The 14,068-nt window shown below is 70.1% G+C and carries 15 protein-coding genes and 1 tRNA gene; 10 read left to right on the top strand and 6 right to left on the bottom strand.

Annotated features, from left to right (window positions below):
• The 4 genes from C665_RS14390 to C665_RS14375 all read left to right on the top strand — a co-directional run.
• On the top strand, nucleotides 1-680 hold a 680-nt coding region (locus C665_RS14390; protein WP_004316717.1), incomplete at its 5' end, for a DUF3108 domain-containing protein.
• Between the two features lies 1 nt (nucleotide 681).
• Nucleotides 682-2,025, top strand: a complete 1,344-nt coding sequence (locus C665_RS14385; RefSeq protein WP_004316716.1) for an RsmB/NOP family class I SAM-dependent RNA methyltransferase — start codon at nucleotides 682-684, stop codon at nucleotides 2,023-2,025.
• Between the two features lie 49 nt (nucleotides 2,026-2,074).
• Entirely contained in the window at nucleotides 2,075-2,629 is a 555-nt protein-coding gene (locus tag C665_RS14380; RefSeq protein WP_004316714.1) for a phospholipase D family nuclease, read from the top strand.
• Between the two features lie 149 nt (nucleotides 2,630-2,778).
• Nucleotides 2,779-3,948 carry a DesA family fatty acid desaturase gene (locus C665_RS14375; protein WP_004316712.1) on the top strand — a complete coding sequence of 390 codons (1,170 nt, stop codon included), beginning with the start codon at nucleotides 2,779-2,781 and terminating at the stop codon, nucleotides 3,946-3,948.
• A gap of 26 nt (nucleotides 3,949-3,974) precedes the next feature.
• Here C665_RS14375 and queD read toward each other — a convergent pair whose 3' ends face one another.
• Nucleotides 3,975-4,418, bottom strand: coding sequence for a 6-carboxytetrahydropterin synthase QueD (queD, locus tag C665_RS14370; RefSeq protein ID WP_004316710.1), 444 nt, complete (start codon nucleotides 4,416-4,418; stop codon nucleotides 3,975-3,977).
• A gap of 87 nt (nucleotides 4,419-4,505) precedes the next feature.
• On the opposite strand from queD, the gene C665_RS14365 reads away from it, so the two are divergent.
• Nucleotides 4,506-5,384, top strand: a complete 879-nt coding sequence (locus C665_RS14365) for a radical SAM protein (RefSeq protein WP_004316707.1) — start codon at nucleotides 4,506-4,508, stop codon at nucleotides 5,382-5,384.
• A gap of 17 nt (nucleotides 5,385-5,401) precedes the next feature.
• On the opposite strand, the gene C665_RS14360 is transcribed toward C665_RS14365, so the two are convergent.
• A complete protein-coding gene (locus C665_RS14360; protein WP_004316704.1) occupies nucleotides 5,402-5,695 on the bottom strand; it encodes a helix-turn-helix domain-containing protein in 294 nt (97 codons plus the stop codon).
• Between the two features lie 254 nt (nucleotides 5,696-5,949).
• Here C665_RS14360 and C665_RS14355 point away from each other — a divergent pair, with 254 nt between their 5' ends.
• The 4 genes from C665_RS14355 (at nucleotide 5,950) to C665_RS14340 (ending at nucleotide 8,382) form a co-directional block, all read left to right on the top strand.
• Nucleotides 5,950-7,182, top strand: coding sequence for an aspartate kinase (locus tag C665_RS14355; protein WP_004316701.1), 1,233 nt, complete (start codon nucleotides 5,950-5,952; stop codon nucleotides 7,180-7,182).
• A gap of 60 nt (nucleotides 7,183-7,242) precedes the next feature.
• Nucleotides 7,243-7,336 (top strand) — tRNA-Ser (locus C665_RS14350).
• Nucleotides 7,337-7,458: 122 nt separating this feature from the next.
• Entirely contained in the window at nucleotides 7,459-7,755 is a 297-nt protein-coding gene (locus tag C665_RS14345; protein WP_004316698.1) for a DUF5710 domain-containing protein, read from the top strand.
• Nucleotides 7,756-7,770: 15 nt separating this feature from the next.
• Nucleotides 7,771-8,382 (top strand): 3'-5' exonuclease, encoded by a 612-nt coding sequence (locus tag C665_RS14340; protein WP_004316696.1) that lies wholly within the window; start codon nucleotides 7,771-7,773, stop codon nucleotides 8,380-8,382.
• Between the two features lie 84 nt (nucleotides 8,383-8,466).
• On the opposite strand, the gene C665_RS14335 is transcribed toward C665_RS14340, so the two are convergent.
• Nucleotides 8,467-8,973 carry a MaoC family dehydratase gene (locus C665_RS14335; protein ID WP_004316695.1) on the bottom strand — a complete coding sequence of 169 codons (507 nt, stop codon included), beginning with the start codon at nucleotides 8,971-8,973 and terminating at the stop codon, nucleotides 8,467-8,469.
• A gap of 185 nt (nucleotides 8,974-9,158) precedes the next feature.
• On the opposite strand from C665_RS14335, the gene C665_RS14330 reads away from it, so the two are divergent.
• A complete protein-coding gene (locus C665_RS14330; RefSeq protein WP_004316694.1) occupies nucleotides 9,159-10,418 on the top strand; it encodes an Hsp70 family protein in 1,260 nt (419 codons plus the stop codon).
• On the opposite strand, the gene C665_RS14325 is transcribed toward C665_RS14330, so the two are convergent.
• The 3 genes from C665_RS14325 to C665_RS14315 form a co-directional block, all read right to left on the bottom strand.
• On the bottom strand, nucleotides 10,409-11,605 hold the full coding sequence (locus tag C665_RS14325; RefSeq protein ID WP_004316693.1) for a methyltransferase: 1,197 nt from the start codon (nucleotides 11,603-11,605) through the stop codon (nucleotides 10,409-10,411). The genes C665_RS14330 and C665_RS14325 overlap by 10 nt on opposite strands.
• 143 nt (nucleotides 11,606-11,748) lie before the next feature.
• Nucleotides 11,749-12,681 carry a SphA family protein gene (locus C665_RS14320; RefSeq protein ID WP_004316692.1) on the bottom strand — a complete coding sequence of 311 codons (933 nt, stop codon included), beginning with the start codon at nucleotides 12,679-12,681 and terminating at the stop codon, nucleotides 11,749-11,751.
• An 88-nt stretch (nucleotides 12,682-12,769) separates the two neighbouring features.
• Nucleotides 12,770-14,068 (bottom strand): aldehyde dehydrogenase (locus C665_RS14315; protein ID WP_004316689.1); only part of this gene is annotated, 1,299 nt, incomplete at its 5' end.

Below are 14,068 nucleotides of genomic sequence, written 5' to 3'. Positions count from 1 at the left end.
CCGTCGGCGCAGCGGCCGAGCCGCCCGCGCAGGGCCACATCGTCTATGACGTGCACTATGGCTCGTCCGGCTTCAAGGTGGGCGAGGCGCGCCACGAGTGGAAGCTGGACAAGGGGCGCTACGCGCTCTCGCTCGCGCTCCAGGCCAAGGGGCTCGCCGGCCTGTTCGGCCTCGAATACGAGCAGCGCAGCAGCGGTACGGTGGACGCAAAGGGCATGCGCCCGGAACTGTTCGAGGTCGACCAGCGCGGGCGCAAGCCCGAGCGCGCCGAGTTCGACTGGACTGCGGGCAAGGTCAGCATCCGCCGCGGCGGCGAGGAGCGGCGCAACGGCGAGATCCGCGCTGGCGACCAGGATCTGCTCAGCCTGTGGCACCAGGCGCGCAAGGTGGTCGAGTCCGGCAAGCCGGCGCGCTTCGCCGTGGTCACCAACAAGAGCATCAAGCAGGCGGTGGTCGAGCCGCGCGGCGAGGAGCGCCTCGAGCTCGCCGGCGAGCAGCTCGACACCGTGCGCCTGCACGCCTTTGCCGAGAAGGACGACCTCGACATCGACATCTGGCTGTCCAGGCGCCATAGCCTGCTGCCGGTCCGCATCCGTATCACCGACGACAAGGGCGGCGTGCTCGACCAGCGCGCTGCGCGCATCGAGGCGGGCGTGCCCGCCGCCAGGAACCCGAACTGAAATGAAACCCAAGACCGAAAAGCCCCGGACCCGGGCGATCAAGCGGCAGGAGCCGGCCGCGGCCGAGCGCCCGGCCGAGGGAGCGGTGTCGCGCACGCTCTTCATCCAGGCCACGCAGGCGCTCGGCGCCGTGCTCGCCTTCGACTACCCGGCCGACGCCGTGCTGTCGCGCCATTTTCGCGACAACCGCGAGCTCGGCCACCGCGACCGCGGCTTCATCGCCGAGGCGGTGTACGGTGTGCTGCGCCGGCTGCGCTGGCTGCGCCGCATCGCCGGCGCGGAGGCCACGCCGCGCATGCTGCTGCTGGCCTGGTTCGCGCGCGGCGAGGGCTGGCCGATGCGCAACTTCGAGGGCCTGGCGAGCGCCACGGAGCGCGACTGGATCACCTCGATCAAGGCCGCCGAGGCGGGCGAACCCAGCCTGGCCGAGCGTGCCGACCTGCCCGACTGGCTGGCCGAGCGCCTGCTCGCGCAGATGGACGGGGACGCGCTGCTCGCGCTCGCGCACGGGCTCAACCGCCCGGCGCCGCTCGACCTGCGGGTGAACCTGATCAAGAGCGACCGCGACGCGCTGCTCGAGCGCCTGCAGGCCGACGGCGTGCGTGCCGAGCCCGGCCGGCTGTCGCCGCAGGCGATCCGCCTGGCGGGCAAGCCGGCGCTGCAGAAGCATCCACTCTTCCTCGATGGCAGCTTCGAGGTGCAGGACGAGGGTAGCCAGCTGCTCGGCCTGCTCGTGCAGCCGCGCCGCGGCGAACTGGTGGTGGACTTCTGCGCCGGCGCCGGCGGCAAGACCCTGCAGCTGGGCGCGATGATGCGCTCGACCGGGCGCCTGTACGCCTTCGACGTTTCCGAGAAGCGGCTCGCCAAGCTCAAGCCGCGCATGGCGCGTGCCGGCCTGTCGAACGTGCATCCGGTGCTGATCGCCCACGAGGCCGACGCCAAGGTCAAGCGCCTGGCGGGCAAGGCCGACCGCGTGCTGGTCGATGCGCCCTGCACCGGGCTGGGCACGCTGCGCCGCAACCCCGACCTCAAGTGGCGCCAGTCGCCGGCGGCGGTCGAGGAGATGGTCGCCAAGCAGGGCGCGATCCTCGCCGCGGCGGCGCGCGTGGTGCGCCCGGGCGGCCGCCTGGTGTATGCCACCTGCAGCCTGCTCGCCGAGGAGAACGACGGCATCGTCGACGCCTTCCTGGCCGCGCATCCCGAGTTCCGCGCGCTGTCGGCGCAGGAAGTGCTGGCGGCGCAGGGTGTGGCGCTGGAGACCGGCGAGCGCCTGCGCCTGCTGCCGCATGTGCACGACACCGACGGCTTCTTTGCCGCCGTCATGGAGCGTGCCAAGGGTGGGTGAGCGTGGACATGAGCGGGCGCATTGGCGGGCAGGCAAGCGCCACGCGCCGATGCTCGGGTGGATGGCGGCGCTCGCCCTCCTGGCGCTTCCCGGCGTACACGCGAGCGAGCGTTTCGCGGGCAAGGGCGAGATCGAACTTGCCTTCGCTCCGAGCGACGACACCGAGAAGGTGGTGATCAACCTGATCCGCGGCGCGCGCAAGAGCCTGGAGGTGCACGCCTACGCCTTCACCAGCCGCAACATCGCCGACGCGATGGTGGCGGCGCAGCGGCGCGGGGTGCGCGTCGAGGTGCTCGCCGACGCGCAGATGAATCGCCGCGAGAAGGGCAATGCGATCCCGCGCCTGCTCGCCGCCGACGTGCCGGTGGCCTTCGAGACGCGCTACAACGCCGCGCACAACAAGGTGCTGATCGTGGACGCCGAAGGCCCGCGCTGCGCGGTGCTGACCGGCTCCTACAACTTCACCTGGTCGGCCGACAACCGCAACGCCGAGAACATCCTCATCGTGCGCGACCACTGCGAGCTTGCCCGCGCCTACCGCGCCAACTGGCTGCGCCACCGCAAGGACGCGACCCGCGTCACCTCCCTGCCGTGGCGGGAGTAAGGTTCTCGTAGCAGCGACGCAGGTCGCGATGCGGGCACCGGAAGACCCCTCCCGCGGTATGGCGGGGTAACAAAGGCTGGACTGCATCCAATCCGGAACGGCCTTGCGTAGAATCGTCCTGCTGTTTTCTCTTGTGGACGTTTCCTCGCATGTACAACGGTCTCTTCGATCTTCCCTGGTGGGGCTACGTGCTGGTGGCGCTCGCGCTCACCCACGTCACCATCGTCTCCGTCACCGTCTTCCTGCATCGCCATCAGGCGCACCGCGCGCTCGAGCTGCATGCGCTGCCCAGCCATTTCTTCCGCTTCTGGCTATGGCTGACCACCGGCATGGTCACCAAGGAGTGGGCGGCGATCCACCGCAAGCACCACGCGAAGTGCGAGACTGCGGAGGACCCGCACAGCCCGCAGACGCGCGGCCTGCACAAGGTGCTGTGGGAGGGCGCGGAGCTCTACCGCGCCGAGGCGAAGAATGTCGAGACGCTGCAGCGCTACGGCCACGGCACTCCCGACGACTGGCTCGAACGCAAGGTCTACCGCCACTCCATCCTCGGCGTGGCCATCATGCTGGTCATCGACCTCGTCGCCTTCGGCCCGCTCGGGCTGACGATCTGGGCGGTACAGATGGCCTGGATCCCGTTCTGGGCGGCGGGGGTGGTCAATGGCGTGGGGCACTTCTGGGGCTACCGCAACTACGACTGCGACGACGCCTCGCGCAACCTGCTGCCCTGGGGCATCCTGATCGGCGGCGAGGAGCTGCACAACAACCACCACAGCTTCGCGACCTCCGCCAAGCTGTCGGCGAAGTGGTACGAGTTCGACATCGGCTGGATGTACATCCGCCTGCTCGAGCTGCTCGGCCTCGCCAAGGTCAAGAAGACGATCCCCCGGCCCAGGTTCGGCGAGGTCAAGCCGGTGCCCGACCTCGACACCCTGCAGGCGATCGTGACGCACCGCTACGACGTGATGACGCGCTACGTGCGTTCGCTGCGCGAGGTCTTCGTCGACGAGGCGCGCCGGCTGGGCGAGGTGCACGGGCTGGAGCTGAGCGCGCGTCGGCTGCGGCGCTGGGTGCTGGGTGGCGAGCTGCGCGGACTGGACGACACCCAGCGCAGGCGGCTGGAGCAGGCCGTCGAGGGCAGCCCGGCGCTGCGCACGGTGGCGGCGATGCGCGACGAGCTCGCTGCGTTGTGGTCGCGCTCGAACGCCAGCCGCGAGCAGCTGCTCGCGCAGCTGCAGGACTGGGTGGCGCGCGCCGAGCGCAGCGGCATCCGTCCGCTGCAGGAGTTTTCGCTGCGGCTACGCAGCTATGCGGCGTGAGCGAGGGGTGGGGCGTCAGGCGCGACTCAGTCGCGCAGGGCGTCGGCCCAGCAGTTGGGGGTCTCGTACAGGCGCACGCGCTCCAGCCTGAGGTGGTTGCCGTAGGTGTCGCGATAGGCCGGGTCGAGGATGCGGAAGGCCTCTGCGGCGAGGTTCTCGGCGGTGGGCACGACGTCGAGCACGACGGTCTTGTGGCCGGGGATCGCGGCCAGCAGTTCGAGCACCAGGTGGTCGCCCCGGTAGGCCAGGAAGGCGTGGTCCCAGGGGCCGACGACGTATTCGTTGGCGATGCGCTTGACGTCGGCGAAGTCCATCACCATGCCGTTGACCGGTACGCCGTCGGCCTTGATGATGTCGCCCGACAGCGTCACCTCCAGCGCGTAGCGGTGGCCGTGCAGATGCCGGCACTGGCTGGCGTGGTCCGGAATCCGGTGTCCGGCGTCGAATTCGAGGCGGCGGGTGATGCGCATGGCGGGTCTCTCTGGAAAGGCGCCGGAGTATAGCACCGGCGCGCCCGCGCCGACTCCGCGTATTTTCCGCAAGTGGTTGAACAAACGATGAATTCTTCCCAAGGACAGCCCCCCGGCACGCTCGCGACCCTGACGGTGGGCAAGCACGATCGCGACCTCGCCGGGCTGACCTACGTCTATCCAGTGCTGTCGCGCCGCGCCGGCGGGGTGTCGGTCGGCATCAACCTGAACCCGAACAACGCCTGCAACTGGCATTGCGCCTACTGTCAGGTGCCCGACCTGGTGCGCGGCAAGGCGCCGGAGATCGACCTCGCCCGGCTCGAGAGCGAGCTGCGCGGCTTCCTCGCCGACCTCATCCACGGCAGCTGGATGGAACGCCACGTGCCCGAGGGCGCGCGGGTGATCCGCGACATCGCCTTTTCCGGCAACGGCGAGGCGACCAGCGCCGAGGTCTTCCCCGAGGCGGTCGCGCTGGTGCTGCGGCTGCGCGACGAGTTCGGGCTGTCACCGCAGGCGGTGCCGGTGCGCCTGATCACCAACGGCAGCCTGCTCGCGCAGGCGCGCGTGCAGGAGGGCGTGCGCCGGCTGGGCGAGGCGGGCGGCGAAGTGTGGTTCAAGGTGGATGGCGGCAGCGTCGAGGCGATCGAGCGCATCAACGGGGTGCGGCTCGAGCCCGCGGCGGTGGCGCGCAACCTGACGCGCTGCGCCGAGCTGTGCCCGACCTGGGTGCAGACCTGCATGTTGCGCTGGGACGGCGCGCTGCCGTCGGACGCGGACATCGACGCCTGGCTGGCGGTGCTGGAAGCCGCCGGGACGGAGCGCCTGCGCGGCGTGCTGCTCTACGGTGTGGCGCGGCCGTCGATGCAGCCGGAGGCGCCGCGGATCGCGACGCTTGCGGCGGACGAACTCGAGGCGATCGCCGAGCGCGCCCGAAAAAAAGGGCTGACGGTGCGCGTCAGCCCTTGATCGCGCGCGGCATGCGCTCAGCGCTCCTTGCGCTTGGCGCGTGCTTCCTTCTTGAGGGTCTTGTAGAGCTCGGGGTTGGTCGCCTTGAGGTACTCGGCAACCTCGACGTCGTCGCGCTTGACCTTGTTGATGTCGATCTGCTCGACATGGACCAGGCGCAGCAAGGCCTGCACCGGGCGGGGAATGTTGCGGCCGCTCTCGTAGCGCGAGCCACCGCTCTGGGTCACGCCGATCTTGGACCAGAACTGCGACTGGTTCAGGCCGAGCTTGCGGCGAATTTCGCGTACATCCAGCTTTTCATTTGCTTTCATGGAGATTTCCTCGAGTTTGTATCCGTTCGGGCCTTCCCGGAGTCGATGCGGACAGGATTCTGCCTATGACTAAGGTCATAGAACGCATGCAGTATAGGTTAGTATTCTCTCTACATACAAAATAGATTTTAGCAAATTCAGCAAATAAGTAATAAAAAACACGTCCTGGAGATTTTGTTTCGATCGGGCGAGCAAAACTTCACGCCGCCGGATAGCATCGCGGACCTTATTCACCTGTAGTTTTGGATACGACGATGGCGCTGATAGTTCAGAAGTACGGTGGAACCTCGGTGGGGACCCCCGAACGCATGCGGAGCGTCGCCCGCAGGGTGGCGAACTTCCGGGCGCAGGGCCATCGCGTGGTCGTCGTCGTGTCGGCGATGAGCGGCGAGACCAACCGCCTGATCGCGCTCGCCCGCGCAGTCGCGCCAAGTCCCCGCACGCGCGAGCTCGACGTCGTCGTATCCACCGGGGAGCAGGTCAGCATCGGCTTGCTGTGCATGGCGCTCGACGACCTCGGCGTCCCGGCACGCAGCTACACTGGCGCGCAGGTAAGGATTCTCACCGACTCGACGCACACCCGGGCGCGCATCCTCGACATCGACGCGGCGCCGATCCGCAAGGACCTCGACGCGGGCGGGGTGGTGGTGGTCGCCGGCTTCCAGGGCGTGGACGCACACGGCAACATCACAACCCTCGGCCGCGGCGGCTCGGATACCACCGCCGTGGCGTTGGCCGCCGCGCTCGAGGCGGACGAATGCCAGATCTACACCGACGTGGACGGCGTCTACACCGCCGATCCGCGCATCGTCCCCGAGGCGCGCAAGCTCGATGCCGTCCGCTTCGAGGAGATGCTGGAGCTCGCCAGCCTGGGCTCGAAGGTGCTGCAGATCCGCGCGGTCGAGTTCGCCGCCAAGTACAAGGTCAAGCTGCGGGTTCTCTCCAGTTTCGAGGAAGACCCGGGAGAGGGCACGTTCATCACCGTCGAGGAAAGCAGCAACATGGAAAGACCGGTCATCTCCGGCATCGCCTTCGTGCGCGACGAGGCCAAGCTCACCCTCACCGGCGTGCCCGACCGGCCGGGTATCGCCTACCAGATCCTCGGTCCGATCGCCGATGCCGACATCGACGTGGACATGATCATCCAGAACGCCCCCCGCGACGGCTCGACCGACCTCTCCTTCACCGTCGCGCGCGCCGATCTTGCGCGTGCCGTGAAGGTGCTCGAAGGCGTGCAGGCCCACGTCGGCGCGCGCTCGATCGAGAGCGACGACACCATGTGCAAGGTCTCGGTGGTGGGGGTCGGCATGCGCTCGCACCCCGGCGTCGCCGCGAAGATGTTCCGCACCCTGGCCGAGGAGGGCATCAACATCCAGATGATCACGACCTCCGAGATCCGCATCTCGGTGGCGATCGACGAGAAGCACCTCGAGCGCGCGGTGCGCGCCCTGCACAAGGCCTATGGCCTGGATGTGGCCGCTGAATAGATGCGTTCGATCAACGTTTGACCGGCAGGCGCGAACTCGCTATGATCGCGCCTTCCTGATGGAGACGTGGCCGAGAGGTCGAAGGCACTCCCCTGCTAAGGGAGCATGCGGGCTAAAACTCGCATCGAGGGTTCGAATCCCTCCGTCTCCGCCAGAGCACTCAAGCCCCTGATCCATAAAGGGGCTTTTTTGCGTCCACAGTGCGCAGAGCGGATGCGCCCGAGGCATCCCGCGGCGGCCTGTGCCGGACTTCCAACTTCCCGCCCGGTGACCCCCATGCGACACGACCTGAAGGTGCCCTTCGCCGAAAAGGACCAGGCGAAAAAGCTCGGTGCGCGCTGGGACGCTGCGCGCAAGCGCTGGTACATCGACGGCGGCCTCGATCCGGCCGTGTTCGCGAGGTGGCAGCCGATGCCGCACGACACGGCTGCGGCGGCGTCGAGGCGAGGCGCGCCTGCCGGTGTCGAGGGCAGGGTGCAGGTCGGCAGCCGCTTCGTCGCGTTGCCGCGGGTGTGCGACTGCCTGCCCTGGGATGATTGCGACGTCTGCCGCCTGCAGGCGTGGCCGCAATAGACGGGGGGTGCAGGCATGGAAGCGGTGGCGGTGATCGACTTCGAGACCACGGGGCTGTCGCCTGCGCAGGGCGACCGCGCGACCGAGATCGCCGCGGTGATCGTGCGGGACGGCCGGGTGGTGGATCGCTACCAGAGCCTGATGAACGCGGGCGTGCGCATCCCGGCCCATATCGAATCCCTGACCGGGATCTCCAACGCGATGATCCGCAGCGCCCCGACTGCGGCGCAGGTGATGCGCGAGGTCGCGGACTTCATCGGCGGCATCCCCATGGTCGCCCATAACGCCGCATTCGATGCGAAGTTCTGGGATGCCGAGCTCGCTCGCATCGAGCGCGCGCGCAAGCAGGACTTCGTGTGTTCGCTGCTGCTGTCGCGCCGCCTGTTTCCGCTTGCCCCCAGCCACAGGCTCGGCGCACTGGTGGAGTACGCCAGGCTGCCGGTCGCCGGCCGCTTCCACCGTGCGCTCGCCGACGCCGAGATGGCGGCCAGCCTGCTGCTGCGCCTGGAAGAGGAGCTGCGCCAGCGCCACCGGGTCGCGCAGGTGTCGGTGGAGCTGCTGTGTCGCATCCAGCGCGCCTCGAAGGCGCAACTGCCCAAGTGCCTGGCGGCTGCACGTGAAGGGTGAGCGAACAGGCACGGGTGAGCGGCCGGGCGCGGGGCTCGCCCGCTCCCATCGGTGTCCGCATCCGCCGCGCTGTGTCCGCGCAGCTCAGGCCGCGGCGGGGGTGCGGCAGCCGATCAGATTCATCGCGAGCATGCTCAGGACCACCCTGTCGTGCTGGTTGAGCACCTCGATCTTCGAGCGCACCAGGCCACGGTCGGGCTTGGAGGCCGAACGCCGCGCCTCCACGATGGTGACCCGCGTGCTCAGCACGTCGTCCGGACGCACCGGCTCGAGCCAGCGCAGCTCGTCGATGCCGGGCGAGGCCAGGCTGGCGTTGTGGGTGAGGTAATGCTCCGAGTACATCCGCATCATCATCCCGCAGGTCATCCAGCCGCTGGCGATCAGACCGCCGAACTGCGTATCCGCGGCCTTCGCGGGGTCGGTGTGGAAATCCTGCGGGTCGTAGCGGTGCGCGAACTCGATGATCTCCTGCGCGGTGACGCGCATCTCGCCGAAGCGATGCACCGCGCCGGGGACGTAGTCCTCGAAATAGCGGTCGTCGATCGGGGTGGAGAAGGTGCTGGCGGGGGGCGTGGTGTCCTTGGAGTTCATGGTGCCGTGCTCGTGTGATGGATCGGGGCGATGTTAGCCCGAAGCACGGCGAGGGCGGGCGATCGTCGTGGCCGGTGCCTGCGAGATCGTGCCGCGCGAGCGCTCGCAGTCGGGCCGCGCGGGACGCATAATCGCGACCTTTCCGTTTGTGCGCGCCGAGTGCATCCCGTTCCGCGAGCGACCCCATGACCCAGCCTCCCCGCGCCTGCGGCATCGACTTCGGCACTTCCAACTCCACCGTCGGCTGGCTGCGCCCCGACGCGCCCATCCTCGTCCCGCTCGAGGACGGCCGCGCGACGCTGCCGTCGGCGGTGTTCTTCAACGCCGACGAGGATTCGATCCAGTTCGGCCGTGCGGCGCTCGCCGAATACCTCGAGGGCTACGAAGGGCGGCTGATGCGCGCGCTGAAGAGCCTGCTCGGCACCAGCCTGATCGACGGGCAGACCGAGGTGAATGGCCGCGCGCTCGGCTTCCGCGAGCTGCTCGCGAGCTTCATCGGCGAACTCAAGGCACGCGCCGAGCGTGCGACGGGGCGCACCTTCGACCATGCGGTGTTCGGCCGCCCGGTGCACTTCGTCGATGAGGACGAGACCGCCGACCGCAAGGCCCAGGACACGCTCGAGGCCATCGCGCGCCAGGTGGGCTTTCGCGAGATCGGCTTCCAGTTCGAGCCGATCGGCGCCGCGCTGCACTACGAGCGCACCCTGAGCCGCGAGGAGCTGGTGCTGATCGCCGACATCGGCGGTGGCACGGCCGACTTCTCCATCGTCCGCCTGTCGCCGCAGCGCGCCCGCGCCGTCGAGCGCCGCGAGGATCTGCTCGGCAACGCGGGCATCCACATCGGCGGCACCGATTTCGACCGCGTCCTGAGCCTGGACTGCGTGATGCCGGTGCTCGGCTACCGCAGCCGCCTGCGCAACGGGGCCACGATGCCGGCGAGCGTGTATTTCCAGCTCGCCGCCTGGCACACGATCAATTTCGCCTACACCCGTCAGGTCTGGGCCGACCTGCAGCAGGTCTACCGCGATGCGCTCGCGCGTACCGAGCTCGATCGCCTGTGCCGGCTGATCAACCTGCGCGAGGGGCATTGGCTCGCGATGCAGGTCGAGGAGGCCAAGATCGCGCTGTCCGCGGCGGAGCGCACGCAGGTGGTGCTCGACCGCATCGAGCCCGGGCTGGTGCTCGAGCTTTCGCGCGCGGCCTTTACCGCGGCGACGCAGGGGCTGGTCGAGCGCGTCGGCGGCTGCGTGGCCGGCCTGCTCGCGGCCTCCGGTGTCGACCGGGAGCGCATCGACACGCTCTATTTCACCGGCGGTGCGAGCGGCGTGCCGCAGCTGCGCGCGCGCATCGCGGCCGAGCTGCCGCGGGCGCGATGCGTCGAGGGCGACCTGTACGGCAGCATCGGCGCCGGCCTCGCGGTCGAGGCGGCGCGGCGCTATGGCTGAAGCGGCCCCTCGCCACGCCGGCTGGCGAGGATCAGCAGGTTGCGCGGCGTCAGCGCGCGCTCGCAGAAGGTGCCGATCCTCGCCGTGAAGCCGCGCGCCTCGAAGCCGAGCACGAGGTCGAGCGCGAGCCACACCTCGAGCGCGCGCCGGAAGGCATGACGCACCAGCTCCAGGCGGCGCACCTCGTCGCGCCGGCGCTCGCCGACGGCCTCCCATTCCGCCCAGTCCAGCGCAGGCGGCAGGCGCAGGCCCTCGCGCTCGGCGAGGCGGCGGCAGAAGTCCTCGAAGCTGCCGTTCAGCCAGGCTGGCGGCACCGGGCGGAAGTGGGGCACGGGGCCGCCCTCGACGGTCTGGCGCAGCGCGATGAAGCCGAGCTTCCAGGCCTGGTCGCGGGCGAGGCGGCGGCGGTCGTGGCGCGGCGCGGTCACGGTCTCGGTCACCGCCAGGCGCAGGGTTGCGGCATCGAGCTCGAGGCTGGCGTCGCGTCCGAGTGCCCGATAGCCGCCGTTGGCGCCGCGGTGGTAGCAGCACGGGGCGATGGCGTAGGCGGCCGCGTCGTCGCGGTCGGCGCTGCGTACCAGGCTGCGATGCAGCTCCCCGCAGGCGTGCAGCGCGAGCACCGCATGGCCGTGCAGGTGAGGGCGGGAGGCGGGATCGAGCGCGTCCGCGCACACCACGCGCTGCGGCAAGCGGCTGCGCTCGGCGAGCCGCTCCGCATCCGCGCACAGGGCCGGGTCGATCTCCAGCGAACGCACCGGCACGCCATCGGCGAGCGCCAGGCGGCGGCCGAGGTGGCCCTTGCCTGCACACCACTCGAGCAGTGGCAGGCCGGTGGCGGGCAGACGCGCGGCAAAAGCTTCGATCTGCGCTCGCTTGCGTCCGGGCACGCCGGCATCGAAGCGGCGGTCGGGCTCGGGCAGCGCGCGCGCCGGCAGGGCCGGCAGCGCGCACAATTCGACGCTGCGCAGGAGCGCGGGCAGGTGGGGGGCGAGCCAGCGCAGGGCCTCGTCCGGCTCCTGCACCAGCTGCTCGAGCGTGGCCTCGTCGAGTGCACGCAGCTCGGCGGCGAGTGCCGGCCGCTCGAAGCACCAGGGCGGGAGGCCGGCCTGGAAGGCGGGCGGACGCCACAGCGCGTCGTGGCTGGCGAGCAGGGCCTGCAGTTCGAGGAAGCGTTCGCGGTGGTTCATCGTGGGAGGAAAGGCGCGCCCGATACGCGCGCCGGTGGGCGGAAGGCGGTGGCGGCGGCAGGCATCCGACCCACGGGGGCGCGGCGAGGGCGGGGGCAGCGAACCTTCGATCCACCGCCCAGCCCACCGCCTTCCGGACCACGCTAGAACGGCATTACCAGCTTGAGCACCGCCTTGTCGCCGCCGAAGCGGTTCTCGCGCTCGAACTCGTGCTGCCATTGCGCGGTCAGCATCGTACCGCCTTTGGTCGAGTAGGTCAGGCTGGGACCGGCCGCGAGCACCTCGCCCCGGCGTCCGCGCGACCACACCCCCGGGATGGCGGGGATGACCGTGCCGTCGACCTTGTCGTCCGTGGTCTGCTTGAGGTAGTAGCCCGACAGGCCCACGCCCCAGGGGCCGAAGCGGCGCCCGACGAGGTAGTCCATGTGGAAGTCGTCGCCGGAGTCGTATTTCTGCTTCGCCGCGCCGGGGCTTGCGCGGAAGTCGTCGTTGCCGCCCTTGATGTTGTACATCAGCTTGGCCGAGACCTCCCAGCCGCTCTGCGACAGCCAGGTGAAGGCGAAGATCGGTTCGAGGCTCCAGTAGTTGGCCCCGATGCTCGTACGCGGATCGCCCGACTTGTAGCGCCCGATCGGCAGGTTGATGTCCAGCCCCACCGTCCAGTGCCAGTCGCCCTGGTGCCAGGCGACGATGAAGGGGTCGATGGTGAGGTCGCCCAGCCCGCTCGCCGAGGCGCTGCCGCCGCCGAGGTTCAGGCGCTGGTGCACCACGGGCAGGATCACGTGGCCCGCCCAGTCCCCGCCCAGCACCTTGATGCCGCTCACCTTGACGAAGCGAAAGGCGTTGAACCAGGCGCTCGCGGAGGTGCCGGCGACGCGCTTGCCCTCGCCGTTGTAGAGGTCGCCGCCGTAATGGCCGAAGTAGTTGATGAAGTAGTTGCCCGGCGGCGGCACCGCGCCGGCGAACCAGGTCTCGATTCCGTTCGGATACTGGTCGCCGCCTTCCTTGGCGCCGGCCGTGCCCGCGGCGAGCGCGCCGAGCGCGACGAGGACCGCGTTGCGAAGCTGCTTGTTCATGAAGTCTCCTCCCTGTGTTTTTCTGTCAATGCGATGCGATGCGATGCAGGCCGCGGCCTCGGGTTGCGGCCCCGGGGCCGCGGGCGCCTCAGAACGGGTAGTGGCGCGGGCTCGTCTGCAGGGTGATCCAGCGCAGCTCGGTGAAGGCTTCGATCCCGGCCTGGCCGCCGAAGCGTCCCCAGCCCGAATCCTTCACGCCGCCGAAGGGCATCTGCGCTTCGTCGTGCACCGTGGGCCCGTTGATGTGGCAGATGCCCGACTGGATGCGCCCGGCCACCTGCCAGGCGCGCGCGAGGTCGCGCCCGAACACTGCGGCGGCGAGGCCGAAGGGGTTGTCGTTGGCGCAGGCGATGGCGGCCTCGGTGCCCTGGACGCGCACGATCGCCTTCACCGGGGCGAAGGTCTCCTCGTGGTAGATGCGCATCTGCGCGCTGACGTGGTCGAGCAGCGTGGCGGGCATCAGCGTGCTGTCGGCCTTGCCGCCGCACACCAGCGTCGCCCCCTTGGCGAGCGCATCGTCGATCAGCGCGTTGCAGCGCTCGACCGTGCGCTGGTCGACCACCGAGCCGAGCACCACCGGGCCCTTGCGCGGGTCGCCCAGGGGCAGGGCGCGGGCGCGCGCCGCCAGGCGGGCGACGAAGTCGTCGGCCACCGCCGCATCGACGACGATGCGCTCGGTGGACATGCAGATCTGGCCCGAGTTGGCGAAGGCGCCGAAGGTGGCCGCCGCCACCGCGGCGTCGAGGTCGGCGTCGTCGAGCACGACGAAAGGCGCCTTGCCGCCGAGCTCGAGCACCGCCGGCTTGAGGTACCGGGCGCAGGTCTGCGCGATCAGGCGGCCGACGTGGGTCGAGCCGGTGAAGTTCACCCGGCGCAGCGCCGGGTGCGCGACCATGGCCTCGACCACCGCGCCGGCGTCGGCCGGGGCGTTGGTGACGAAGTTCACCACGCCCGCCGGCAGCCCGGCGTCCTGCAGCGCCTCGATGATCAGGCCGTGGGTGGCCGGGCACAGCTCCGAGCCCTTGAGCACCACGGTGTTGCCGCAGGCGAGCGGGGTGGCGATCGCGCGCACGCCCAGGATCACCGGGGCGTTCCAGGGCGCGATGCCGAGCACCACGCCAGCGGGCTGGCGCACCGCCATCGCCACCGAGCCGGGCACGTCCGAGGGCAGGATGCTGCCCTCGATGCGGGTGGTCAGCGCCGCCGCCTCGAGCAGCATGCCGGCCGCCAGGTGCACGTTGAAGCCGGCCCAGATCGCCGAGGCGCCGGTCTCGGCGGCCATCGCCGCGGTAAAGGCTTCGGCGCGCGCCTCGAGCGCGTGCGCCGCCTTCATCAGCAGCGCGCGGCGCTCGCCGGGGCCGGTGGCGGCCCACGCGGGGAAGGCCGC

The organism is Thauera aminoaromatica S2 (genome assembly GCF_000310185.1).
Taxonomy (GTDB): Bacteria; Pseudomonadota; Gammaproteobacteria; order Burkholderiales; family Rhodocyclaceae; genus Thauera; species Thauera aminoaromatica.
Note: the sequence above shows the minus strand (reverse complement) of the source record. Positions and strands in the feature narration are given on the sequence as shown.